Annotated in this window: 24 protein-coding genes; 14 read left to right on the forward strand and 10 right to left on the reverse strand. The window is 72.7% G+C overall.

Annotation, left to right across the window (positions count from 1 at the left end; translation table 11 throughout):
* Positions 1 to 16: 16 nt before the first annotated feature.
* Positions 17 to 1,363 (reverse strand): S1C family serine protease, encoded by a 1,347-nt coding sequence (locus OG505_RS23400; protein ID WP_405434661.1) that lies wholly within the window; start codon positions 1,361 to 1,363, stop codon positions 17 to 19.
* Between the two features lie 281 nt (positions 1,364 to 1,644).
* On the opposite strand from OG505_RS23400, the gene OG505_RS23405 reads away from it, so the two are divergent.
* Positions 1,645 to 2,232 carry an O-methyltransferase gene (locus OG505_RS23405; protein ID WP_234584332.1) on the forward strand — a complete coding sequence of 196 codons (588 nt, stop codon included), beginning with the start codon at positions 1,645 to 1,647 and terminating at the stop codon, positions 2,230 to 2,232.
* A gap of 3 nt (positions 2,233 to 2,235) precedes the next feature.
* Here OG505_RS23405 and OG505_RS23410 read toward each other — a convergent pair whose 3' ends face one another.
* Together OG505_RS23410 and OG505_RS23415 are read right to left on the reverse strand one after the other, a co-directional pair.
* Positions 2,236 to 3,711, reverse strand: coding sequence for a leucyl aminopeptidase family protein (locus OG505_RS23410; RefSeq protein WP_405427565.1), 1,476 nt, complete (start codon positions 3,709 to 3,711; stop codon positions 2,236 to 2,238).
* A 148-nt stretch (positions 3,712 to 3,859) separates the two neighbouring features.
* Entirely contained in the window at positions 3,860 to 4,027 is a 168-nt protein-coding gene (locus OG505_RS23415) for a DUF3117 domain-containing protein (RefSeq protein WP_007455245.1), read from the reverse strand.
* 190 nt (positions 4,028 to 4,217) lie between these two features.
* Between OG505_RS23415 and OG505_RS23420 the strand changes: the two genes are divergently transcribed.
* Genes OG505_RS23420 through OG505_RS23435 form a run of 4 tightly spaced genes read left to right on the forward strand, consistent with a single transcriptional unit; the run spans position 4,218 to position 8,448 of the window.
* Entirely contained in the window at positions 4,218 to 5,036 is an 819-nt protein-coding gene (locus OG505_RS23420; RefSeq protein ID WP_405427570.1) for a PaaX family transcriptional regulator C-terminal domain-containing protein, read from the forward strand.
* Positions 5,037 to 5,040: 4 nt separating this feature from the next.
* Positions 5,041 to 5,832, forward strand: a complete 792-nt coding sequence (locus tag OG505_RS23425) for an enoyl-CoA hydratase-related protein (RefSeq protein ID WP_234584328.1) — start codon at positions 5,041 to 5,043, stop codon at positions 5,830 to 5,832.
* A gap of 59 nt (positions 5,833 to 5,891) precedes the next feature.
* A complete protein-coding gene (locus OG505_RS23430) occupies positions 5,892 to 7,190 on the forward strand; it encodes a DUF1800 family protein (protein WP_405427572.1) in 1,299 nt (432 codons plus the stop codon).
* Between the two features lie 16 nt (positions 7,191 to 7,206).
* Positions 7,207 to 8,448 (forward strand): DUF1501 domain-containing protein, encoded by a 1,242-nt coding sequence (locus OG505_RS23435; protein WP_405427574.1) that lies wholly within the window; start codon positions 7,207 to 7,209, stop codon positions 8,446 to 8,448.
* Here OG505_RS23435 and OG505_RS23440 read toward each other — a convergent pair.
* The 4 genes from OG505_RS23440 to OG505_RS23455 all read right to left on the reverse strand — a co-directional run bounded on the left by OG505_RS23440 (position 8,445) and on the right by OG505_RS23455 (position 11,153).
* Positions 8,445 to 9,068: a hypothetical protein gene (locus OG505_RS23440; protein WP_405427576.1), complete on the reverse strand. Its 624-nt coding sequence runs from the start codon at positions 9,066 to 9,068 to the stop codon at positions 8,445 to 8,447. The genes OG505_RS23435 and OG505_RS23440 overlap by 4 nt on opposite strands.
* Before the next feature lie 25 nt (positions 9,069 to 9,093).
* The gene (locus OG505_RS23445) at positions 9,094 to 9,663 is read right to left on the reverse strand and encodes a DNA-3-methyladenine glycosylase I (protein WP_405427578.1); all 570 of its coding nucleotides are present in this window, start codon (positions 9,661 to 9,663) and stop codon (positions 9,094 to 9,096) included.
* Positions 9,664 to 10,038: 375 nt separating this feature from the next.
* Positions 10,039 to 10,536, reverse strand: coding sequence for an SRPBCC family protein (locus OG505_RS23450; RefSeq protein WP_405427580.1), 498 nt, complete (start codon positions 10,534 to 10,536; stop codon positions 10,039 to 10,041).
* Positions 10,533 to 11,153, reverse strand: coding sequence for a DivIVA domain-containing protein (locus OG505_RS23455; protein ID WP_405427582.1), 621 nt, complete (start codon positions 11,151 to 11,153; stop codon positions 10,533 to 10,535). The genes OG505_RS23450 and OG505_RS23455 overlap by 4 nt, the downstream gene beginning before the upstream one ends.
* Before the next feature lie 150 nt (positions 11,154 to 11,303).
* Here OG505_RS23455 and folP point away from each other — a divergent pair, with 150 nt between their 5' ends.
* Positions 11,304 to 12,173, forward strand: coding sequence for a dihydropteroate synthase (gene folP / locus OG505_RS23460; RefSeq protein WP_405427584.1), 870 nt, complete (start codon positions 11,304 to 11,306; stop codon positions 12,171 to 12,173).
* A 69-nt stretch (positions 12,174 to 12,242) separates the two neighbouring features.
* Here folP and ndhC read toward each other — a convergent pair whose 3' ends face one another.
* A complete protein-coding gene (ndhC, locus tag OG505_RS23465; protein ID WP_234584320.1) occupies positions 12,243 to 12,620 on the reverse strand; it encodes an NADH-quinone oxidoreductase subunit A in 378 nt (125 codons plus the stop codon).
* Positions 12,621 to 12,747: 127 nt separating this feature from the next.
* Between ndhC and OG505_RS23470 the strand changes: the two genes are divergently transcribed.
* The 3 genes from OG505_RS23470 (at position 12,748) to OG505_RS23480 (ending at position 17,453) form a co-directional block, all read left to right on the forward strand.
* Positions 12,748 to 14,205 (forward strand): hypothetical protein, encoded by a 1,458-nt coding sequence (locus OG505_RS23470; RefSeq protein ID WP_405427586.1) that lies wholly within the window; start codon positions 12,748 to 12,750, stop codon positions 14,203 to 14,205.
* Positions 14,206 to 14,578: 373 nt separating this feature from the next.
* Positions 14,579 to 16,426 carry a 2-oxoacid:acceptor oxidoreductase subunit alpha gene (locus OG505_RS23475; protein WP_405427588.1) on the forward strand — a complete coding sequence of 616 codons (1,848 nt, stop codon included), beginning with the start codon at positions 14,579 to 14,581 and terminating at the stop codon, positions 16,424 to 16,426.
* Positions 16,419 to 17,453 (forward strand): 2-oxoacid:ferredoxin oxidoreductase subunit beta, encoded by a 1,035-nt coding sequence (locus tag OG505_RS23480; protein ID WP_405427590.1) that lies wholly within the window; start codon positions 16,419 to 16,421, stop codon positions 17,451 to 17,453. Before OG505_RS23475 ends, OG505_RS23480 begins: the two co-directional genes overlap by 8 nt.
* Positions 17,454 to 17,525: 72 nt before the next feature.
* Here OG505_RS23480 and OG505_RS23485 read toward each other — a convergent pair whose 3' ends face one another.
* Positions 17,526 to 18,170, reverse strand: a complete 645-nt coding sequence (locus OG505_RS23485) for an FMN-dependent NADH-azoreductase (protein ID WP_405427592.1) — start codon at positions 18,168 to 18,170, stop codon at positions 17,526 to 17,528.
* Between the two features lie 82 nt (positions 18,171 to 18,252).
* Here OG505_RS23485 and OG505_RS23490 point away from each other — a divergent pair, with 82 nt between their 5' ends.
* Complete coding sequence (locus tag OG505_RS23490; RefSeq protein ID WP_405427594.1) at positions 18,253 to 18,732, forward strand: MarR family winged helix-turn-helix transcriptional regulator; 480 nt, start codon at positions 18,253 to 18,255, stop codon at positions 18,730 to 18,732.
* 8 nt (positions 18,733 to 18,740) lie between these two features.
* Here OG505_RS23490 and OG505_RS23495 read toward each other — a convergent pair whose 3' ends face one another.
* The gene (locus OG505_RS23495; protein ID WP_405427596.1) at positions 18,741 to 19,754 is read right to left on the reverse strand and encodes a potassium channel family protein; all 1,014 of its coding nucleotides are present in this window, start codon (positions 19,752 to 19,754) and stop codon (positions 18,741 to 18,743) included.
* A 168-nt stretch (positions 19,755 to 19,922) separates the two neighbouring features.
* Here OG505_RS23495 and OG505_RS23500 point away from each other — a divergent pair, with 168 nt between their 5' ends.
* From OG505_RS23500 to OG505_RS23515, 4 genes are all read left to right on the forward strand, one after another.
* A complete protein-coding gene (locus OG505_RS23500; protein ID WP_405427598.1) occupies positions 19,923 to 20,435 on the forward strand; it encodes a SigE family RNA polymerase sigma factor in 513 nt (170 codons plus the stop codon).
* Between the two features lie 11 nt (positions 20,436 to 20,446).
* Positions 20,447 to 21,565 (forward strand): hypothetical protein, encoded by a 1,119-nt coding sequence (locus OG505_RS23505; protein WP_405427600.1) that lies wholly within the window; start codon positions 20,447 to 20,449, stop codon positions 21,563 to 21,565.
* A gap of 112 nt (positions 21,566 to 21,677) precedes the next feature.
* On the forward strand, positions 21,678 to 22,265 hold the full coding sequence (locus OG505_RS23510; RefSeq protein ID WP_405427602.1) for a helix-turn-helix domain-containing protein: 588 nt from the start codon (positions 21,678 to 21,680) through the stop codon (positions 22,263 to 22,265).
* 135 nt (positions 22,266 to 22,400) lie between these two features.
* Positions 22,401 to 23,000, forward strand: a complete 600-nt coding sequence (locus OG505_RS23515) for a ClpP family protease (protein WP_405427604.1) — start codon at positions 22,401 to 22,403, stop codon at positions 22,998 to 23,000.
* Positions 23,001 to 23,013: the final 13 nt, after the last annotated feature.

Here is a 23,013-nt window from a genome sequence, read left to right on the forward strand (position 1 = left end):
GGGGGTGACCCGCTGTTCACTTGGCATCCGCGGCGAGGGTCACCGACGTGTTCTGCCGAGCGGCCCCCCGCCGGAACTCGACGGTCACCACCGAACCCGGAGCGAACTTGCGGACCAGGGCGATCAAGTCGGTCGGCTCGGTCATCGGCCGGCCGTTGAGCTTCAGGATCACGTCGCCGACCTTCAGCCCGGCCCCGGCCGCCGGCCCGGAGGGCTCGACGGCGGCCAGCCGTACGCCGCCGTTGGCGCCCGCGCCCGGGCCACCGACCTGGGCGCCGATCACCGTACGCCGGGCCTTGCCGGTGCCGATGATGTCCTGGGTGACCCGCTTGGCCTGGTTGATCGGGATGGCGAAGGCGAGCCCGATGTTGCCGGCCTCCTGGCCCTCGGCCACCAGCGACTTGATGGTGGAGTTGACCCCGACCACCCGCCCGGCACCGTCGACCAGTGGGCCGCCGGAGTTGCCGTGGTTGACCGCGGCGTCGGTCTGGATGGCCGCGTAGTAGCGCACCGGGCCACCCGGCTCACCGGCCTGCATCGTCCGGTCCAGGGCGCTCACGATGCCGGCGGTGACCGTGTTGGCCAGTGACAGGGGTGAGCCGATGGCGAGCACCGGGTCGCCGACGGCCAGCGCGTCGGAGTCGCCGAACTCCACCGGTCGCAGCCCGGTCCGGTTCACCTTGATCACCGCGATGTCGGACTCCGGGTCCTGGCCGACGACGGTCGCCGGCGCGGAGGTGCCGTCGTTGAAGATCACTGAAGCCTTGCCGCTGCTGCCGGCCACCACGTGGTCGTTGGTGATCACATGACCGTCGGCGCTGGCGATGAAGCCGGAGCCCTCGCTGGTCCCGCCCAGGCTGCTCACCCGGACGGTGACCACGCTGGGCAGGACACGTCCGGCGACTCCGGCCAGTGACTCCGGCTTGCGCTGGGCCAGCACCGGCGGCCCCGCGGCCTCCGCGCCGAGCACCGTGCCGGCAGCGCCACCACGGACCGCGAACGCGTAGCCCAGCGCGCCACCGAGGGTGCCCGCCAGCAGCGCGGTGATCACCGGAATGAGCAGCAGGTGACGCAGCGTCGGTCGGCCCGGCGCGTCCGGGTCGGTGACCGGCTCGGGCTCGGTGCCGGCCGCCACCACCCCCGGCACCACCACCGCGGCGGGCGTCGCCGGGTCACGCCACGGATCACCGAGCGCGTCGGACCACCAGGGCGACGCGCCGGCCGCAGCCGCAGGCGCGGTGTCGCTCCCCGGCGTGGTCGGCGCCCCCGCCGGCCGGGCCCCTGCCCCGGGCGGGCTCGCCGGAGCCGGAGTCTCACCGCCCCGGCGCCAATCCCAGCCGTCGGTCACGTCGGTGCCTCCCAGTCCGTCCCCGGATCCCGCGCGGCGTCGCCCGGCCACGGTTCGGCGCGGTCGAGGCTGACGGAATACCGCTTCCAGGATTGCACGGATGCGCGCGGTGGAGTCAGCGGTTGCCTCCGGCGATCGCGAGGGGACGGAGGCGCGGCTGCGCCTCCCGGCGGTCGCCTCTACGCTCACAGTGCCAACCCGCCCCCGCACCACGCACCGCCCGGAGGTGCCCCATCGCCACGGTCGCCGGTTCCGGCAGTTCGACGACCCAGGCTCAGCAGTTCGCCGAGTCGTACGTGACCGAGGATCTCGTCCTACGAACCGCCCGCAGCCTGGCCCACGAGGTGGGCCTCGACGCGGTCACGCCCGGAGCGGGGGCGGCGCTGCGGCTGCTGGCCGCGGCCGGCAACGCCCGCGCGGTGGTGGAGATCGGCACCGGCACGGGCGTGAGCGGCGTCTGGCTGCTGCGTGGCATGCGCGCCGACGGCGTGCTCACCACCATCGACGTGGAGGTGGAGCACCAGCGGATCGCCCGGCGAATCTTCACCGAGGCGGGCTTCGCCGCCGGCCGCACCCGGATCATCACCGGTCGTGCGCTGGACGTGCTGCCGCGGCTCGCCGACGGCGCGTACGACCTGGTCTTCGTCGACGCCGAGGCGACCGGCTTCCACGCCTGCGTGGAAGCCGCGCTGCGACTGCTGCGCCCGGGCGGCGTGCTCGCGCTCAACGGCATGCTGGCGCACGGTCGGATCGGTGACCCGGCCGCCCGGGACGCGGAGACGGTGACGGTCCGCGAAACGATCAAGGCGGTCCGGGAGTCGGAGCACTGGATTCCCGCGCTGCTCCCGGTCGGGCACGGGGTGCTCGCCGCCGTGAAGTGCTGATGGTCAGTCGACGGCGGCCAGCCAGCGCAGCAGCGAGCGGACGCCCCAGCCCGTCGCACCGCGGGTGAGCTCGGCCTGGTCGCCGTCCGCCCACGAGGGGGCGGACATGTCCAGGTGCAGCCAGCGGTCCCGCAGGTCGCCGGTGAACTCGCGCAGGTAGAGCGCGGCCAGCACCGATCCGGCACCCTGAGCGGGCGCGCTGTAGAGATCGGCGATCTCGCTGCCCAGGTACTCGACGTAGTCGGTGTGCAGCGGCATCCGCCAGGCCGCCTCGCCGGCCGCCCCGATCGCGGCCAGCAGGTCGGCGGCGAGGTCGTCGTTCTCGCTGTAGAGGGCCGCGGTGCGCTTGCCCAGCGCCACGGCGTTGGCACCGGTGAGGGTGGCCAGGTCGATCAGCAGATCGGGCTTGAGCTGCCGCACCGCGTACGCCAGCGCGTCGGCGAGGACCAGCCGGCCCTCGGCGTCGGAGTTGGTCGTCTCGCTGGTCGTCCCGCCGTGGTGCCGGATCACGTCGCCCGGGCGGAACGCCGAGCCGCTGACCATGTTCTCGGCGAGCGGGGCCAGGGTGGTGACGCGGACCGGCAGGCGCAGCGCCGCCGCGCCGAGGGTGGCGGCGACGACCGCCGCCGCGCCGGCCATGTCCTTGCGCATCAGCTTCATCGCCGGCACCGGTTTGATCGAGATGCCGCCGGTGTCGAAGGTGATGCCCTTGCCGATCAGCACCACGTGGGTGCGCGCGTTCGCGGGATGCCAGTCCACCTCGACCAGGCGCGGGCCACTGGCCGAGCCGCCGCCCACGGCGAGGATCCCACCGAAGCCCTCCGCGGCCAGCTCGGCCGGGCCACGCACCGTGAGGCGCACGTCCGGCAGGTCGGCGGCGGCGGAGGCCACCTGGTCGGCGAACCACTGCGGGGTCTTCACCGAGGCGGGGGTGTTGGTCAGATCGCGGGCGAAGCGGGTCATCGCGGCGGTGGTCCGCGCGGTGGCCACGATGCTCTCGTACGCCTCCGGGTCGGCGAGCAGCAGGTCGACGCCGGCGAGCGCCGGCGGGTCGTCGGCGTCGGTCAGCCGGAACCGGTACGAGGCGAGCAGCAGCCCCTCGGTCAACCCACGGATCGCGTCGGAGGTCACCTCGGCCGGCAGCGCGATAGTGATCTGCGTCTCATCCGACGCGGAGCGAGCCAGGGCAGCGCCGGCAGCCCGCCAGGACGACTCCCCGCCGTCGCCGATACCGAGCAGCACCAGCCGACCAGGGCTGCGCCCGGGACGCAGGTGGGTACGGATCTCGCCGGCCCGGCCGTTCAGTCGGGCGACCGGCACCAGCGCGGCCGCCTCCTCGGCGGTGCCGTCCGGCGGCGTCACGGCGGTGGGCGCCAGCTCCGCCGGGACGTCATCTCCCGCCGCCGGATCGGTGGGGCGGACGGGCAGGACGAGGACGTCGAGCCTGTCGGGCTCGGCGAGTGGACGGATGGCGAGCACGCGGAACCGTACCTCCAGGAAATGTCGCAGAGTGGGACCGGGCCATCGCCCGCCCACACCAATGAAGACCCTGAGCCACCGGCGATTCCGGTGGCTCAGGGTCCAAGAAACGCTCCGGGCGGCGTACGCCGTCCGGGTCGCTCCTCACTCAGCCGGCGGCTGCCTTCAACGCGTCACCGAGCGCGTTGGCCTCGTCGGGAGTCATCTCGACGACGAGCCGGCCACCGCCCTCCAGCGGGACCCGCATGACGATGCCCCGACCCTCCTTGGTGACTTCCAGCGGACCGTCGCCCGTCCGCGGCTTCATCGCCGCCATGTTGTCTCCCCTCAGACCTACACCAGGGTCGGTGGGTTGCCCCACAGCCACTTCGTCACGACCTCCCGCAACTCTCGCGGGGGCGTCGACAAACGATTTTCCCTGATGAACACCGCCGGACCCAAACCGGAGCAGCATTGATGTAACAGCATCTAGCTTATCCTGAGAAGGCCTGTCACAATGTGCGGTCATGCAGGCACGGTCGGCACTCTTCGACCTGTACGGCGACCACCTCCGACCGAGGGGTGGCCGGGCACCGGTCGCCGCCCTGGTCAAGCTACTGGCGCCGTTGGGAATCGCGCCGCCCGCCGTTCGCACCGCCGTGTCCCGGATGGTGCGTCAAGGCTGGCTCGACCCGCTCCGGCTGGCCTCCGGACCGGGATATTCGATCACACCAAAAGCCGCCCGACGACTCGACGAGGCGGCGGCCCGGATCTACCGGACCGGCCGGATCACCTGGGACGGCCGGTTCGATCTGCTCGTGCTCGACGCCCCGGGTTCCCGACGGGACCGGCAGCGACTCGCCGCCACCCTCAGCTTCCTCGGCTACGGCACGCTCGACGAGCAGACCTGGGTGGCCACCCGGCCCGCCGAGGACGTCGACCTGTTGCTGGCCGAGGCCGGCATCCGGTTCGAGCGGTTCACGGCCTCGCACTTCTCCGGCACCCCCGGCGCGATGGGCGTCGTCCGCCGCGCCTGGGACCTGGCCGAGATCGGCCGCGCGTACGAGCGGTTCGTCGCCGACCAGCGCCCCCTCCTCGGGGCGGTCACCGTGCGCAGCAGCGACGAGGAGGCGTACGCTGCCCGGTTCCGGCTGGTGCACGCGTGGCGTACCTTCCTGTTCCGGGACCCGCAGCTGCCCCCGGCGCTGCTGCCCGAGCGCTGGCCCGGCACCGCCGCCGCCAGCTTCTTCGACCGGCACGCGGCCCGCCTGCGTCCGGCCGCCGACCGGTACGTCGAGCAGTGCCTCGACGCCGGCAACCGCATCGTTCGACAGAAGGGTCGTTAGACACGTGACCGAGCCGTTGCTCGTCGACCGGACCGACGCCGTCGTCACCCTCACCCTCAACCGGCCGCAGGCGATGAACGCGCTCGACCTGGCGCTCAAGGAGGCTCTGCGGGACACGCTGGCCGAGCTGGAGACCGACCGGTCCTGCCGGGCGGTCGTGCTGGCCGGGGCCGGTGGAGCGTTCAGCGCCGGGCAGGACCTGCGCGAGCACGTGGCCACCCTGGGCAACTCCTCCGGCCCGCCGCTGGACACCGTGCGGGCGCACTACAACCCGATCGCCGCCCGGCTGGCCAACCTGCCCAAGCCGGTGGTGGCCGCGGTCCGCGGAATGGCCGCCGGCGCCGGCGCGTCGCTGGCCTTCTTGGCCGACATCCGGATCGGCGGCCCGAGCACCAGCTTCCTGATGGCCTTCGCCAAGGTCGGCCTCGCCGCCGACACCGGCGCCTCGTGGACGCTGCCCCGGCTGGTCGGCCACGCCAAGGCCGTGGAGCTGCTGATGTTGGCCGAGCCGGTCCGCGCCGAGGAGGCCTGCCGGCTGGGGCTGATCACCCGACTGACGGACGACGACGAGCAGGTGCTGCCTGTCGCGCAGGACCTGGCGGCCCGGCTCGCCGCCGGCCCCACGGTCGCGTACGGGGCCATCAAGCGGCAGCTCTCGATCGCCGACGCCGGCACGCTCGCCGACGCCCTCTCGGCCGAGGCGCAGGCTCAGGCGATCTGCGGCGCCACCGCCGACCACCGGGCGGCCACCCTCGCGTTCGTCGCCAAGCAGAAACCGGTCTTCGAGGGACACTGAACGCGATTCGCACTCCGCCCTTACCGTCCTCGTACGCGGGCCGCCTAGCGTCGGACCGCATGAGCGATCGTGAAGCGGCGGCGCACCTGCTGCGTCGGGCCACCTTCGGGCCGACCGCCGACGAGGTGGACGCGGCCGAGCGGGCCGGGCCCGCGGCGACCCTGGACAACCTGCTCGCCCCGAGACGGGCCGACCGGGGCGCGGCGGCCACCCCGCCGCCGACGCTGCCCCCGGACCCGTACGCCGCGCTGACCAAGGAATCCACTCGCGAGCAGCGGCAGAAGGCCAACGCCCAGCGCCGGGAGCAGCTCCAGCAGGTGATCCTCTGGTGGCTGGACCGGATGGTCGCCGCCGAGGACGGGCTGACCGAGAAGCTGCTCTTCTTCTGGCACGGGCACTGGGCGACCAGCGCGCAGAAGGTCAAGTCGGCGCGGGTGATGCTGGGCCAGTTGGAGACGCTGCGCCGCCACGGGCGCGGGCCGCTGGCCCCACTGGTCGCCGCGATGGTGCGCGACCCGGCCCTGATCATCTGGCTGGACGGGCAGAAGAACACCCGCAAGGCGCCGAACGAGAACCTGGCGCGCGAGCTGATGGAGCTGTTCACCCTCGGCATCGGCGGCTACACCGAGGCCGACGTGAAGGCCGGCGCGCGGGCGTTGACCGGCTGGGTGGTGGACCGGCGCAGCGGCGTCGCCCGTCTCGAGGCCAAGCGGCACGACCCCGGGGAGAAGACGATCCTGGGACAGACCGGCCGGTTCGACGCCGAGGCGTACGCCGGGCTGCTGGCCGCCCAGCCGGCGGCGGCGACGTTCGTGGCCGGACGGCTCTGGTTCCGGTACGCCGGCACCGACGTCCCGGCGCCGGCCGGCCTGGCCGGCGCGGACACCGTCGCCACCCTGCGCGCGCTGTTCACGTCACCGGCCTTCGCCCAGACCCGGGGCACCCTCGTGAAGCAGCCGGTGGAGTGGATGGTCGGCGCGCTGCGACAGCTCGGCGTCCGGCCCTCCGCCCTGCCGGAGCAGCAGCGCAAACAACTGCTCTCCGGGCTGAACGCGCTGGACCAGGTGCCCCTGCGGCCGCCCAGCGTGGGCGGCTGGCCGGCCGGCGTCGCGTGGCTGACCACCTCGTCGTTGCAGGCCCGGCTCCGGATGGCCGGGATGCTGGCCGCGGCGGCCACCCCGGCGGTGCTGGCCCGGCTGACCGCCGCGCCCGTCGCCGGCCGACCGGACGCGCTGGCCCGACTGCTGGTCGTCGACGGCTGGGGCGCCCGCACCCGGGCCGCCCTCACACCGTTGGCCGGCGAACCGCGCAAGCTGCTGGCCGCCGGCCTGGTCAGCCCCGAATACACCGTCAGCTGAGCGGAGGAGTCGAGAAGTGGACACCCTGACCCGACGCAGGTTCCTGCTCACCAGTGGGGTGGTCGGCGCGGGTGCGCTGGCCGCCGGCGCCGGCGCGTACGGCCTGCGGGACCTGCTGGACACCGCCGGAGAGCGTGCTCCGCAGTCGCACACGCTGGTGCTGGTCACCCTCTACGGCGGCAACGACGGCCTGAACACCGTCATCCCGTACGGCGACCCGGCCTACCGGGCGGCCCGCCCGGAGCTGGCGTACCCCGACGGCGAGGTGCGGCGCCTCGACGACCACTTCGCCCTCAACCCGGCGCTGGCCGGGCTGCACCAGCGCTGGTCGGGCGGTGGGCTCGCGATCGTGCGCGGGGTCGGCTACCCGAAGCCGGACCGCAGCCACTTCCGGTCGATGGACATCTGGCACACGGCACAGCCGGACCGGCCGGGCAACACCGGTTGGCTCGGCCGCTGGCTGGACGGGGCGGGCGGCGACCCCCGGCTGGCCGTCTCATTCGAGCCGGCGCTGCCGCCGCTGCTGGCCGGGGCGCGCAGCGCGGGCGCCGCCGTGCCGGTGACCGACCGCAAGGCCGCCAAGGGGCTGTCGGAGGAGACGCTGAAGGCGTTCTCCGCCGCCGAGGCGGGCGAGTCGGCGGCCCGGGGCCGTGCCGCCGCCTGCTTCGCCGACCTGCGGTCGGTGGACGAGATGATCCGCCAGGTACGCGACTCCGGTGACCCGGACACGGACGACCCGGACGGTGAGCAGGCGCCCGCCACCGCCACCGGCGGGGCACGAACCCCGCTGGACGCCCAACTGGACCTGGTCGCGCAGTGTGTCGAGGCGAACGTGTCCACCCGGGTCTTCTCGGTGTCGCTGGGCGGCTTCGACACGCACGCCGACGAGAAGCAGTTGCAGGCCGTCCTGCTGGGTCAGCTGGACCGGGCGTTGACCGCGTTCGCCGACCGGATGAGTCGCAGCGAGGCGGGCCGGAAGGTGGTGGTGGCGGTCTACTCCGAGTTCGGCCGCCGGGTGCAGGCCAACGCCTCGGACGGCACCGACCACGGCACCGCCTCCGACATGCTGCTGCTCGGCGCGGGAGTGCGCGGCGGCTGGCACGGGGACGCGCCCAGCCTCACCGACCTCGACGATGGCGACCTGAAATACACCACCGACTTCCGGGACGTCTACGCCACGCTGCTGGAGCGGGTCTTGGACACCGACCCGGGCCCGGTGCTGGCCGACTGGCGGGGACGCCTGGACAAGTTGTTCTAGTCGTCCTCTTCCGGGTCCTGGTTGGCCTCCGCGCCCAGCACGAACGCCTGCATGGCCAGTTCGTCGCCGGCCGGTGACACGAACGCCGGCAGCTCGCGCGGCCCCAACTCCTGCACGTACGACCAGAACAGACGCACCGCCTCGGCCGGCGTACCGGCCTCGATCGGCAGGTCGAGGCTGACCAGCCAGGTGCGCCGCGCCGGGGGTGGGCCGAGCCGGTCGGCCAACGCCCGGAAGGCGGCCGGCTCCAGTGCGGTGACCAACCCGTCGAGGGTGAGCAGGTCGGTCGGCACCGGCTCGTCGAAGGCCCTCCGGGTGTAGGTCACGACGAGCGTCCCCGGCTCGGTGTCGGACTGCGGATCGTCCGGATCCTCGGAGTGCCGCTGCGTGGGCGCGGTGACCCGGCCGAGGGCCACCAGTCGCGGCGGCGCGTCGGCCAGCACCGCCACCCGGTCACCGGGGCCGGGACGCCCGACGTCGGTCAGCCCGGTCAGCTCCAGTGAGTCGTGGTGCACGAGACGCTCGGCCTCGTAACGCTCCGGGGGCAGCAGCACGGCCCAGGTGCCCGGCCCGTCGGCGTTGCCGGCCGCATCGGCCCGGTACGCGGTCTCGGTCGTCATGCCTGCCATCCCATCACGCCGCCGGTCAGCGGGTGACGTGACAGCCGACGATGTGATCGTCGACCATCCCGGTGGCCTGCATGAGGGCGTACGCGGTGGTGGGGCCGACGAACCGGAAGCCGCGCCTCTTGAGTGCCTTGGCCATCGTCGTCGACTCCGGGGTGATCGGCGCCAGCTCGGCGAACGAGGCGGGACGGGCCGGCCGGCGCTCCGGGGCGAACGACCAGAGCAGCGCGGACAGCCCGTCGGGCAGTTCCAGGGCGGCGCGGGCGTTGGCGATCGCCGCCTCGATCTTGGCCCGGTTGCGGACGATGCCGGCGTCGGCGAGCAGCCGGGTCACGTCGGCCTCGCCGTAGCCGGCCACGGTGACGATGTGGAACTCGTCGAAGGCCAACCGGAACGCCGGGCGTTTGCGCAGGATGGTCAGCCAGGACAGGCCGGACTGGAACGCCTCCAGGGTCATCCGCTCATAGAGCGCGTCGTCGCCGCGCAGCGGCCGCCCCCACTCGGTGTCGTGGTAAAGGGCGTAGTCCGGGGTGCTCGCCCCCCAGGCGCAGCGGGCCAGCCCGTCGGCGCCGATCACCAGGTCACTCACGTCGCACACGCTAGGCCATCGCACCGACAGCCCATTGCCACCGGCCACCTCGCTGCCCATCGCGCTTGTTACCGACCGGTAGGGCGGGGTCACCCAGCGGGGCGTCCCCGGCCGACGACGGCGAGTGGGGGCGGCGCGATGAAGGAATTTCCGGACGCCATCGCCTGGCCTGGGACCGGCTGTTCGGCTCGTTCGCGGCGGAGCGAGAGCGCCGCGTCTACGGCCTGACCAAGAACGTGCGCAGTTACCACCCGGTGCGGGTGGCCTTCCACGAGTACCTTTCGATCGCCCGGGACCTGCGCGTCGCCGTGACGTGGCGGCACCGCGTGGGGCATCTCCTCCGTGCGCCGGGCTGGCAGCCGACACCGGGCGTGGTCAGGGCAGTCGGCCCTGCTCGACCAGACGGGCGAACCTCTTCAGCGCCTGGGTGAGGCCCAGCTTGGAGCCGGGCCAGAGCACCGGCCACGCCAGCCGGCCGGCCCGGCCGCCCGGCAGGTGGAACCACTCGTGCCAGACGACCTGGGTGCGAGCCTCACCGAGTGCGGTGCAGCGCAGGACACCCGGGCCGCGCAGCACCTGGCCGTGGTGCACCACGCCGATCTCGTACGGCTCGTCGACCCGGACCACCCGCATCTCGTCGCGCAGTGTCGCTCGGCCGAACGCGGTCACCGCCTCGATCCGGCTGCCCTCGCGCCCGTCGCCCTCGACGACCCGGACCTGGGTGAACGGGATCCAGTCCGACTGTCGTTCCCAGGCGAGCAACGCGGCGAAGACCCGGGCCGCCGGAGCGTTGACGATGACCGTGGCGGTCACTTCACCGGCGCCGGGTTGCGCCGCCTCCTGAAGATCGTCGGCGCCCTCCGGATCGGTCACGCCGACTCCGACCGGACCACCGCACCGTGCTGCCCGGCCCCACCGGCCGGCTCGGCCTCGGCCGACTCGTCACCGGTCGAATCGCCGTCGGTCGGCGTGCGGTCGACCGGCTCGCCGTCGGCCGACTTGTGGGCGGTCGGCTCGCCGTCGGCCGGTGCCACGCCGTCGGAATCGGCCGCCGAGGAGCTGGGGGCCGGCAGGGCGGCGGCCGGCGACCCGTCCGCATCCGACTCCGCGGTGGTCGCGCCCGGCACCGCCCCGGCGGCTTGCTCGCGAGCCTGGCGCAGCACCTCCGCGTCGTCGGTGCGGCCCTCGCGCAACGCGATGACCTCCGCCTCCAGAACGCCGATCAGCTCGGACTTGTAGCCGATGTCGTAGGCGGCACGGCGCATCGCCTGGTCGACCTGGGCCATCCGGTACCCGCGCAATCCGGTGTCGAAACGGACCGCGCCCACATCGGATTCCCGCAGTGGCCGGGTGCCCGGCAGCGGGATGGCCTGCGAATCCGGTTCGGTCGGCGCGAGGCCGGGATCCTGGCCACTGACCAACACCGTCACGCCGAAAACGACCGCCGCGACGGTCAACGCCACGACCAGGAGGAGCAGAAGCTGACCCATACACTGATCGTGGCACGACAGGCGGCTGGGAGCGACCCCACCACCCCGATCGGATCGACGCCTACGCCCGCCCCGCGCACCGGCCGGCCGACCGGCTAGCGTCGGTGGCGGCCGGAGCGGCGGCGACGGTGCGGACAGTCGGGAGGCGTCATGGCCGGGGCACTTCGGCTTGGTGGGCGGACGTTCGCCCCCGGTGAGCTGGTGGTGATGGCCATCGTCAACCGGACGCCGGACTCGTTCTTCGACCGGGGCGCCACCTTCGCCGCCGACAGCGCGCTGCGCGCCGTCGAGCGGGCGGTCGACGAGGGCGCGGCGATCATCGACATCGGCGGGGTCAAGGCGGGACCGGGCACCGAGGTGGACGTGGCGGAGGAGATCCGGCGCACGGTGGACACCATCGCCGCCGTACGGGCCGCGTTCCCGGAGGTGGTGATCTCCATCGACACCTGGCGTGCCGAGGTGGCGACGGAGGCCGTGGCGGCCGGCGCGGACCTGCTCAACGACACCTGGTCGGGCGTCGACCCGGCGCTCGCCCGGGTCGCGGCGAGCACCGGCGCCGGCCTGGTCTGCTCGCACGCCGGCGGGCTGGTCCCCCGGACCCGGCCGCACCGGGCCGCCTTCGACGACGTGGTCGCCGACGTGGTCGAGACGGTGACCGGGCTCGCCGAGCGCGCGGTGGCGGCGGGGGTACGCCCCGACGGCATCCTCATCGACCCGGCGCACGACTTCGGCAAGAACACCCGGCACTCCCTGGAGATCACCCGCCGGTTGGACGAGCTGACCGCGACCGGCTGGCCGGTGCTGGTGGCGCTCTCCAACAAGGACTTCGTCGGCGAGACGCTGGACCTGCCGGTGGCCGAGCGGCTGGAGGGCACGCTCGCCGCGACGGCGGTCTCCGCCTGGTTGGGCGCTCGGGTGTTCCGGGCCCACCAGGTCGGGCCCACCCGCCGGGTGCTGGACATGGTCGCCTCGATCCGCGGCGACCGCCCGCCCGCGGCGACCCGGCGGGGTCTGGCCTGAGTCGCCGGTCGGTGCGGCAACCGACGTGAACGGTCGGCGGAGCGGCACGATCGCCGCAGGTCCCGGCGCTCAGGTCCAGCGCAGGATGTTCCTACGCCAGGCGTAGAGGATGCCGAGGGCGAGCACCGCCACGAACACCGCCATCTCCACCACCGTGACCAGGCCGAAGCCCGGGCGGTCGAAGACCACCGCCCATGGGAAGAGGAACACCGCCTCGACCGCGAACAGCACGTACAGGTAGGCGTACACGTAGTAGCGGATCTGCATCTGCGCCCAGTCGGCACCGACCGGGTCGAGCCCGCACTCATAGCTGGTCCGCTTGCCGAACGGGTCGGCCGGACGGGCGGGACGTAACACCCGGTTGGCCGAGAACGCCGTCACAAAGAACAGGACACTGGCGAGCAGCAAGAGCCCGAGCGTCGCGTACGAGCCCAGGTAACCGGTCACATCGGGAGCCTACCGCCCACCCGGGCAGGCCGTCCCAAACACGTTACGGATTTGTTTTGAGGTGGGACTAGTGCACCGAGGCAACTGTTACGAACATTGGACTTCCACCCATGGCACCGGAGGACAGATGGCCCGCGTGAAGGTATCGCCCGAACGCCGGGCTGCGGGGCGACCTCCCACGCCCCTGCTGGCGGCCTCGCTGGCGCTCGGGCTGCTCGCGGCGCTCGCGGCCGCTCCGGCCCTCGCCAGCGCGGCGGTGCCGCACACCCACCCGATCGCCGCCGTGACGGAGTCGGCGCCCGAACCCGATCCGGCCTCGGAGCCCACCCCGGCCCACGAGCCCACCCCGACCGAGGACCCGGGCGGCGATCCCGTGCCCACCGGCCCGGCCCCGGAGACCACCGCGCCACCGCCGCAGACGACGCCGCCGGCGCCTCCGCAGACCACCGCGCCGAACGTGCCGCCGCCCACCACCACCGCTGCCACACCGGGGGGCAGCACCCGGCCCCCGACGCCCGGGCCGTCGGCTCCCTCGGCGCCCCCGGTTCACCCGCCCGCGCCGGGCGGCACACCGGTGCCGGCGCCGAGCCCGCTCGGCGTGCAGGTGACCACCGAGGACGTCACCCTGCCCGAGGCGTACTGGAACGCGGCCAGCACCACCACCACGCTGCGGGTCACCGTGGCGAACACCGGCACCGCAGCGCAACGGGTCCGGCTCTCGTACACCCTGCCGGCCGGGCTGAGCGACGCCGGGACGAAGGGGTGCGTCGCCGCGGGCGGTGGCGCGTACCGCTGCGGGGCCTGGACGGCCGAGGCGGGCGTCCGGTTCAGCAGCCTGATCCGGCTGCGGGTCGCCGGCAACGCCTGGAAGCGGATGCCGCTCAGTGGCTCCGTGCAGGTCGTCGCGGACGCGCCGGGGGTGTCCGGCGAGGTGGCCGACGACCAGGGCTTCGCGGTGCTGTTCCCGCCCGGCCCGCCGGTGCCCGGGATCTCGCTGGCCGCCGACGAGGTCGCGTTCGACATCAGCGGCGCGGCGAGCACCCTCGCGGTGCGGCTGGTCAACACCGGCACGGTGGACGCCGCCGGCCTGGTGGAGGTGATCCTGCCGGCCGGGGTGAACGTGCCGACCCCACCGGCGGGTTGCCTGCCGGTCGAGGCATCCCGCACCCGGTGCGACGTGGGCCTGCTGTCGGCCGGCGAAACCCGCGAGCTGCGGCTGCCGGTGGAGGCGAGCCCGCAGGCCCAGCGGGAGGCGCCGCTGTCCGGAGCGGTGATCGGTCAACTCGACCCGCGCAACGGCGCGACCCGGCGGGTGCAGATGAGCTTCCGCATCACCGCGGCTGCCGCGCTGGCCACGCCGATCGTCTCGCCGCCCGCGCCGATCGGCTCGCAGGGCGTACTCCCGGCGGGCGCGACCACCGACGAGGACGACGGCGGCGGCATGACCTCGGTGCAGCGGACCGCGGTCATCCTGATCGCGGTCTCCGCGCTGCTGATGGTGCTGGCCCTCACGCTGGCGACCACCTCGCTGCGTCGCCGCCTCGGCGGGCCGGCGGGCGAGCCCACGGCTCCGCCCACCGACTGACCGATCGACGACCCCTGGCCGTCCCCGGCCGGGGTCGCGGCCGGACGGGGACGGTGATCTGAATTACGGCGGCCGGGGCGAAACCCCGCAATCCTGGGCAAATATCGGGTTGATCGGGTCTCAGTCGGCGGACCTCCGGGGAGGGTCGGGGGTCCGTTCGACGTAGGCTCTCGGTAAGGAACGACAGCGGACCGGACCAGCCTGGGGCGGTGCGGTGCAGCGTTGCGTCAAGGAGGTTCCGTGGCCGGGCAAGGCAAGGTCACCATGATGTTCAGCCGTCCACGCGACCGCGCGCAGCGAACGACGGTGACTCGGTGAGCGCGAGGAGTGAGCCGGTTTTGCGGGCCCCGCAGTCGCGAACGAAGGTGGCACAGTGACCAAGCAGATCCGTCAACTCGACCGGGTGGTCATCCGGTTCGCCGGTGACTCCGGCGACGGCATGCAGTTGACCGGCGACCGGTTCACCTCGGAGACGGCGCAGCTCGGCAACGACATCTCCACGCTGCCGAACTTCCCCGCCGAGATCCGGGCTCCCGCCGGCACCCTGCCCGGCGTGTCGAGCTTCCAGGTGCACTTCGCCGACTACGACATCCTCACGCCGGGCGACGCGCCCAACGTGCTGGTGGCGATGAACCCGGCCGCGCTCAAGGCCAACCTGGCCGACCTGCCCCGCGGCGCGGACATCATCGTCAACACCGACGAGTTCACCCGGCGCAACCTGGCCAAGGTCGGCTACCAGACCAGCCCGCTGGACGACGACTCGTTGGCCGGCTACGTCGTGCACCCGGTGGCGCTGACGTCGATGACGGTCGGGGCGCTCGCCGCGCACGAGGTGTCCAAGAAGGACGCCGAGCGGTCGAAGAACATGTTCGCCCTCGGTCTGCTCTCCTGGATGTACTCCCGGCCGTACGAGTCGACCCTGCGCTTTTTGGAGCGCAAGTTCGCGGCCCGTCCCGAGCTGGTCGCCGCGAACGTGGCCGCCTTCAAGGCCGGCTGGAACTTCGGCGAGACCACCGAGGACTTCGCGGTCCGCTACGAGGTCAAGCCGGCGAAGATGCCGCCCGGCACCTACCGCAACATCACCGGCAACGCCGCGCTCTCGCTGGGCCTGGTCGCCGCCGGGGTCCGCTCCGGGCTGCCGGTCTTCCTCGGGGCGTACCCGATCACTCCGGCGTCGGACATCCTGCACGAGCTGAGCAAGCACAAGCGCTTCGGCGTGCTGACCATGCAGGCGGAGGACGAGATCGCCGCGGTCGGCGCGGCGTTGGGCGCGTCGTACGGCGGGTCGCTCGGCGTGACCACCACCAGCGGGCCGGGTGTGGCGCTCAAGAGCGAGACGATCTCCCTGGCGGTGGCGCTGGAGTTGCCGTTGGTGATCGTGGACGTGCAGCGGGCCGGGCCGTCGACGGGCATGCCGACCAAGACCGAGCAGGCCGATCTCAACATGGCGCTGTACGGCCGGCACGGCGAGGCGCCGGTCGCGGTGATCGCGCCGAAGTCGCCGTCGGACTGTTTCTTCGCGGCGTTGGAGGCGGCGCGGATCGCGTTGACCTACCGCACGCCGGTGATCCTGCTGTCGGACAACTACGTGGCCAACGGCTCCGAGCCGTGGCTGCTGCCCGACGTGGAGTCGCTGCCCGACCTGCGGGTCGAGTTCGCCACCAAGCCCAACGGCGAGGACGGCACGACCTTCCTGCCGTACCTGCGTGACCCGCAGACCCTGGCCCGGCCGTGGGCGATCCCCGGCACCGCAGGGCTGGAGCACCGCATCGGTGGGCTGGAGAAGGCCGACAAGACCGGTGACATCTCGTACGACCCGGCGAACCACGACTTCATGGTGCGCACCCGGGCGGCCCGGATCGAGACGATCGAAGTGCCGGACATCGAGGTGGAGGATCCGGACGGCGACGCCCGGGTGCTGGTCCTGGGCTGGGGCTCGACGTACGGCCCGATCGGCGCCGCCTGCCGCGGGGTGCGCCAGCGCGGGCTGTCCATCGCCCAGGCGCACCTGCGGCACCTCGCCCCGATGCCGGCCAACCTCGGCGAGGTGCTGCGCTCCTACGACAAGGTGGTCATCCCGGAGATGAACCTGGGTCAGCTGGCCCACGTCATCCGGGCCCGCTACCTGGTCGACGCGATCAGCTACAACCAGGTCCGCGGTCTGCCGTTCACGGCCGCCGAGCTGGAGACGACGCTGGAAGAGGTCCTGAAGAATGTCTGAGCCTGTCGCTCTGAAGCTCACCGCGAAGGACTTCAAGTCCGACCAGGAGGTGCGCTGGTGCCCCGGGTGTGGTGACTACGCGATCCTGGCGGCGATCCAGCAGTTCATGCCGGAGTTGAACATCCCCCGCGAGCGGACCGTGTTCGTCTCGGGGATCGGCTGCTCGTCGCGTTTCCCGTACTACATGAACACGTACGGGATGCACTCGATCCATGGTCGGGCCCCGGCGATCGCGACCGGCCTGTCGGTGTCGCGGCCGGACCTGTCAGTGTGGGTCGTCACCGGTGACGGTGACGCGCTGTCCATCGGCGGCAACCACCTGATCCACGCGCTGCGACGCAACGTCAACCTCAAGATCCTGCTGTTCAACAACCGGATCTACGGCCTGACCAAGGGCCAGTACTCACCGACGTCCGAGGTCGGCAAGGTCACCAAGTCGACGCCGGCCGGCTCGGCCGACGCGCCGTTCAACCCGCTCTCGCTCGCCCTCGGCGCGGAGGCCAGCTTCGTCGGTCGCACCATCGACTCCGACCGCAAGCACCTGCAGTCGGTGCTGCGCGCCGCCGCCGAGCACGAGGGCTCGGCGTTCGTGGAGATCTACCAGAACTGCAACATCTTCAACGACGGGGCGTTCGAGCAGCTCAAGGACCCGTCCACCCGCGACGACTACCTGATCCGCCTGGAGCACGGGCAGCCGATCACCTTCGGCGCGGATGGACGGTTCTGCGTGGTGCACCCGCCGGGCGCGTTCGGCCTGGAGGTCCGGGAGACCAGCTCGGTCCGCCCGGAGGAGATCGTCGTGCACGACGCGACGGTGACCGACCCGGCGTACGCTTTCGCGCTGTCCCGGCTGCCCGGCCTGGACCTGCGCAACACCCCGATCGGGGTGTTCCGGTCGGTGGACCGACTGTCCTACGACAGCGTGGTCCAGGGCCAGCTCGCGGCAGCCAAGGCGACGGTCACCGAGACCCCCGAGCAGCAGCTCGCCGGCCTGCTGGGCAGCGGTGACACCTGGACGATCCTCTGACCCGTTAGAGCTGAACGACAGCGGCCGTTCCCGATTCCGGGGGCGGCCGCTGTCGTTCGTGTCGGCGCCGCCTCAGCGCTGGGCGGAGGCCGGAGGCCAGAGGTTGTCGATCTCCTTCTCGGCCGCCGCGAGGCTCGCCTCGTGCAGCGGGATCAGCTCGGCCATCGCCGGCACCGACGGTGCCAGGGTCAGCTCGGTGCTGATGAAACGCGGCTCCAGACCGGTCATCGACAGGCCGTGCGGGAGCCACTGCTCCGCGTGGTCCCAGCCGTGCCGTGGGGCGCCCTCGCCGTAACCGCCACCCCGGGTGGCCAGCACCACGAACTCGCGGCCACTGAGCAGGCCCTCCTGCGTCGTCGGGTCGTAGGTGAGGCCGGCGACGATCAGGTGGTCGACCCAGGACTTCACGCTGCTCGGTGCGCCGTAGTTGTAGAGCGGCAGCCCGAGCAGCACCACGTCGGCCTGCTTCACCTCGTCGACCAGCCGCTCGCTGAGCTCCCAGGACTCGCGCTGGGCCGGAGTGTGCTGCTCCGGCGGCGTCATCCGCGCCAGCCCGCCCTCCGAGTCCAGGTGCGGCAGCGGCTCGGCACCCAGGTCACGGTAGGTCACCGCGCCGTCGGGGTGTGCCGCGCGCCAGGCCGCGGTGGCGCGGGCGGTGAGCCGCCGACTGACCGACCAGTCGCCCCGGATGCTCGAATCGATATGCAGCAGGTTCATGCTTTCCCCTCCAGGAATCGTCTGTGTAGCGCCAACTATTTATAGCAGGCAGATGTTCCGACGCCTCGGTAGACTGGGTCACATGTCCGCCCTGCCGCTGGATCCCTCGGAGCACCGCTCGGGTGCCCTGCTGGACCACCTGGCGCGACGGATGCGACTGCGGGCCGAGTCGGTGCTCGCGCCGCTGGGCCTGCGGCCCCGACACCTGGTCGCGCTCACGGTGCTGCGCGCGGGTGGCGGCACCAGCCAGCAGGCGCTCGCCAGCACCCTGGAGATGGACAGCACCAACATCGTCGGGCTGCTCAACGACCTCGAAGCGAAAGACCTGGTCGAGCGGCGCCGATCACCCCAGGACCGCCGGCGACACGTCGTCGAACTCACCGAAGATGGTGTGAAACGCCTCAAAGAGGCGGAATGCGCTCTCGCAAGCGCGGAGGACGAGGTGCTCGGGGCGCTGGAGCCGGCCGAGCGGGAGACGCTCTACGAACTACTCAGGCGGGCCGCCACCACGACACCGATCAGCTGCGGCGAAGCGCTCAGCAGCGACCCGGACAGCTGCTGACGCGGGTATCAGACCGTCGCGGTGGACTGCGGGCGGTCGTCGCGGACGTGCACCAGCATGTCGCCGGTCTCGATCACCGCACCGGCCCGATCGGCCAGGGTGACCACCTTGCCGCGTCGCACCAATGCGATCACCAGGGAATCCAGCTCACGCGGCGAGCGACCAACCTCGTCCCGCTCCGCCGAGCGCATCGCCAGCGCCATGCCCTGCCCCGGCGTGAGCAGGTCCTCCACCACGTCGATCAGCGGCGGGGCCGAGGTGGACAGGCCGAGCAGACGGCCGGCGGTCGCCGAGGAGACGATCACATGGTGCGCGCCGCTCTGCTTGAGCAGCGGGGCGTTCTCCGCCTCCCGCGCCGCCGCGATGATCCGGACCTGCCCGGCGGTGAGCTGCCGTACGGTCAGCGCCACCAGCACCGAGGCGTCATCACTGTCGGTCGCGATGATCACTGCCTTCGCGTTGCGCACGTGCGCCTCGTTCAGCACCGACGACCGGGTCGCCGACCCCTCGATCGCCACCAGCCCGGCCGACGTGGCCTGTCGCAGGGCGGCGCTGCTGCGCTCCACCACCACGATCCTCGACCGGTCCAGGCCGTTCTCCATCAGGGCGTTGACCGCACTGCGGCCCTTGGTGCCGTAGCCGCAGATGATGACGTGGTCCTTCACGGTTCTCCTCCACCGCGACAGGCGACGGCCGGTCCGGTACTGCTCGGTCAGGACTTCCAGGGTGGTGCCGACCAGGATGATCAGGAAGATCACCCGGGCCGGGGTGACGAACAGGACGTTGACCAGCCGGGCCGACGGCGCGGCCGGGGTGATGTCCCCGTAACCGGTCGTGGAGAGCGAGACGACCGCGTAGTAGAAGCAGTCGAGCAGGGTGAGGCCGTCCTCGTTGACGTCGCGGTAGCCGTCCCGGTCCAGATAGACCGCCGCCACCACGGCGAAGACCAGGCCCAGGGCGGCCGCGAGCCGGAGGCTCAGCGCGCTCAGCGGGCCCCGGCGCTGCGCCGGAAAATGGATCACCGTCGAACCTGCTCCGCCGCCGTCGCCTGCACGACCACAACATAGCGGGTACGCCGCACCCCGCACGCCCGGGTCGCGCAGCGGGCAACCGCACCGACCCCCGCACACGACTATCTGACGACAACAACAAACCGGTGCAGGCCGGCAGACGGAGGGGGCACAACCCTCGTGACGACGAGCGGCAGACGGCGAGCCGAGGCCGACGACGAATACACCGAGTATGTCCAGTCCAGGATGGTCCAGTGGCGACGGACCGCCTACCTGATGTGCGGGGACTGGGACCGGGGCGACGACATCCTGCAACGCGTGCTCACCGAGTTGTACCGCTCCTGGGCACGAGCGCGGCAGGCCGACCACCTGGATGCGCTCGTCCGCACCATGCTGCTGCGGCGGCTGATCGACGAGCGGCGGTCGCGCTGGGCGCGGGTCCGGCTCGGCACCGCCCTGCCCGAGGTGTCGACGACCACCGTCGACCCTACCGACCGGATCACCCTGGTCGGTGCGTTGCGGCAGGTACCACCGCGCCAACGCGCGGTGTTGGTCCTGCGGTACTTCCAGGATCTGAGCGTCGAGGAGACCGCCCGGGCCATGAGCTGCTCGACGGGGACCGTCAAGAGCCAGACGGCCAAGGGCCTGGCCACCCTGCGCATGCTGCTCAGCCCCACCCTGACCGGCAATTGAGAGGAGCGACGATGCTTGACGAACGTCAGATGAGCGACCTGATGCTGACCGAGATCGAATCGGCGGAGCGGCCCTCCGCCGTGCTGGATCTGGACCGAGCGATGACCATCGCACGGCGGCAACGGCGCCTCACCCGGGGCGCCGGCGCCGCGCTGCTGGCGGCGGCTCTGACCGTCGGCGGCCTCGCCGTCCCCGACCTGCTGAACCCGGACCACACGCCGGAAACCGCACCGATCGGTGCCGCCGCCGGCGAAGGCCCGACCGGGCTCCCGGCCGCGCTCACCACCGTCGACCCGCAGCAGGTGTACGTCCGGTTCGGCTGGCTGCCGGACGGGATGCGCGACCTCCAGTACCAGGCCGGCCTACTCCTCTCCGGGCCCGGCGTGCACCTCGGCGCGAACAACGGCCGCAGGGACGACCAGCAGCAGTTCGTGGCTGTCTCGCTGCTGCCGAAGGGCGTGGAGCCGTCGGCACCCCAGCGGAACAGCGGTGAGCCCGCCGTGGCCGGCGACTCCGACGCCGGTCCCCAACTGAACGGCGGGGACAGCGTCTTCGAAAGCTACTCGGGCGCCGAGAAGCCGGAGGCGATTCTGCGCTGGCAGTACGCCCCGGACGGTTGGGCACAGGTCCGGGTGTTCGGGACCGGGCCGGACGTGCGGGGCACGGCGACGCAGGTCGCCCGGTCGCTGCGCTTCGGCGCCGAGCCCGTCCCGATGCCGGCGACCGTGTCCGGCGTTCCGGCGAACCTGCGGATGATCACGGTCAACGTGAACGAGTCGCTGGACGAGCCCAGATCCTGGTACGCGGGATGGACCTGGAGCCCGGAACCGGCCACCGCCGAGCCCGGTCGGCAGCGGGCCCGGACGCTGACCGTGGGCATCTCCCGCTACCGCAACGTCACCGATCCGGCCGACAAGGCGTACGTCGACCCGAACACCACCCTGGACGGACACCGGGCGCGGTTCGGCGGGCAGGACGGCGACGAGTCGTTGACCGTCTACGACGTGAACGGAGCGAACGTCAGCATCGACGACAGTGCTCTGCTGCCCAGCGGCGGCACCCGGGCGTTGTTCCCGGCGGTGACGCTGGTGACCGAGCCGGCCGCCTGGCACACCCACCTGCACCGATAGGGCCGTCGGGCTCGCGCCGCTCGACGGCGCGGGCCCGCATGGGTCGGCCCGGACGGCCGGGGACGGGCATGATGAGGGTGTTCCCGACGACGACCGCGAAAGTGAGGCCGGCATGTCGTTGCTGCGACGAGTCATCGGCGGAGTGCTCCGCCGCCTGCGTCAGAGCCAGGGCCGCACGCTGCGCGAGGTGGCCGCCTCCGCCGGGGTCTCCGTGCCCTACCTGTCCGAGGTCGAGCGGGGCCGCAAGGAAGCCTCGTCGGAGGTGCTCGCGGCGATCTGCCGGGCACTCGGCATCCAGCTCTCCGACCTGCTCGAAGAGGCCCGCGACGATCTGCGCCGGGTCGAACGTCGCATCCCAGCCGCGCCCAGGGCGGCGCTGGCCCGGCTGGAGCGGGTGCCGTCGGCGCGCACCGAGACCGGTTCGACCTTCCGAATCGGCTTCCAGCCGAGTGGGTCGACGCCACCCGTGGCCGCCGTCCCGGCCCCCGTCCGGCAGCCCGCCGGGCCGGTGCTGCGGCTGGGCGGGCCGATCCTGCACGTCGGCGGTCCGGCATCGCCGGTCGGGTCGACCGTCGGCGGGGCAGGGCTGCGGGTCCGGCTGATCGCCTCCGCGCCGGCCGGGCGCCCCGGCCCGCGTACCTCCAAGATGCTGGCCTGCCGCCGGGCCCGGGCGGGCCGGCGGCGGCTGACCCTGGCGTAGGCCGGCAGGGTTCTGCCCTGGGCGGATCTGCCGCCGGCAGAATCCCTGGGCCGCGACCGCCGCCGCGCGCACGCTGGAGGGGCCGGTCCCCCGGGCGGTTCCCCCGCCCGCCGGCACGGTGGAGGGCGGCTACGGATGATCGGGTACGGCGTGCGGATGCGGGACAGCGGGCAGCCGACCTTCGGTGACCAGGTGTTCGAGCGGCTGCTGCGGGAGCGGATCGTCTTCCTCGGCACCGAGGTGACCGAGGAGTCGGCCAACCAGATCTGCGGGCAGATCCTGCTGCTCGCGGCCGAGGACGCCGACCGGGACATCTACCTCTACATCAACTCGCCGGGCGGCTCGGTGAGCGCCGGAATGGCGGTCTACGACACGATGCGCTACGTCCGCAACGACGTGGCCACGCTGGCGCTCGGGTTCGCCGGCTCGATGGGGCAGTTCCTGCTGTGCGCGGGCGCGGCCGGCAAGCGGTACGCGTTGCCGCACTCGCGGATCATGATGCACCAGCCCTCCGGCGGGATGGGCGGCACCGCCTCGGACATCACGATCCAGGCGGAGAACATGCTGCACGTGAAGCGGACCATGCAGGAGCTGATCGCCCAGCACAGTGGACGGACGCTCGACGAGATCCAGCGGGACTGGGACCGGGACCGCTGGTTCACCGCCGAGCAGGCCCGGGAGTACGGCCTCGTCGACCGGGTGCTCACCCGGGCCGATCAACTGCCGGCGGACTGACCTGCGGGTGGTG

This window comes from Micromonospora sp. NBC_00617, from assembly GCF_045161355.1.
Lineage (GTDB): Bacteria > Actinomycetota > Actinomycetes > Mycobacteriales > Micromonosporaceae > Micromonospora.

What these genes read in the sequence shown, in the direction of transcription:
- OG505_RS23455 (WP_405427582.1), bottom strand. Translation starts at nt 11,153, where the DNA reads ATGGGTCAGCTTCTGCTCCTCCTGGTCGTGGCGTTGACCGTCGCGGCG.
- OG505_RS23420 (WP_405427570.1), top strand. Translation starts at nt 4,218, where the DNA reads ATGCAGGCACGGTCGGCACTCTTCGACCTGTACGGCGACCACCTCCGA.
- OG505_RS23470 (WP_405427586.1), top strand. Translation starts at nt 12,748, where the DNA reads ATGGCCCGCGTGAAGGTATCGCCCGAACGCCGGGCTGCGGGGCGACCT.
- OG505_RS23440 (WP_405427576.1), bottom strand. Translation starts at nt 9,068, where the DNA reads ATGACGACCGAGACCGCGTACCGGGCCGATGCGGCCGGCAACGCCGAC.
- OG505_RS23415 (WP_007455245.1), bottom strand. Translation starts at nt 4,027, where the DNA reads ATGGCGGCGATGAAGCCGCGGACGGGCGACGGTCCGCTGGAAGTCACC.
- OG505_RS23480 (WP_405427590.1), top strand. Translation starts at nt 16,419, where the DNA reads ATGTCTGAGCCTGTCGCTCTGAAGCTCACCGCGAAGGACTTCAAGTCC.
- OG505_RS23515 (WP_405427604.1), top strand. Translation starts at nt 22,401, where the DNA reads ATGATCGGGTACGGCGTGCGGATGCGGGACAGCGGGCAGCCGACCTTC.
- OG505_RS23430 (WP_405427572.1), top strand. Translation starts at nt 5,892, where the DNA reads ATGAGCGATCGTGAAGCGGCGGCGCACCTGCTGCGTCGGGCCACCTTC.
- OG505_RS23505 (WP_405427600.1), top strand. Translation starts at nt 20,447, where the DNA reads ATGCTTGACGAACGTCAGATGAGCGACCTGATGCTGACCGAGATCGAA.
- OG505_RS23490 (WP_405427594.1), top strand. Translation starts at nt 18,253, where the DNA reads ATGTCCGCCCTGCCGCTGGATCCCTCGGAGCACCGCTCGGGTGCCCTG.
- folP (WP_405427584.1), top strand. Translation starts at nt 11,304, where the DNA reads ATGGCCGGGGCACTTCGGCTTGGTGGGCGGACGTTCGCCCCCGGTGAG.
- OG505_RS23510 (WP_405427602.1), top strand. Translation starts at nt 21,678, where the DNA reads ATGTCGTTGCTGCGACGAGTCATCGGCGGAGTGCTCCGCCGCCTGCGT.
- OG505_RS23485 (WP_405427592.1), bottom strand. Translation starts at nt 18,170, where the DNA reads ATGAACCTGCTGCATATCGATTCGAGCATCCGGGGCGACTGGTCGGTC.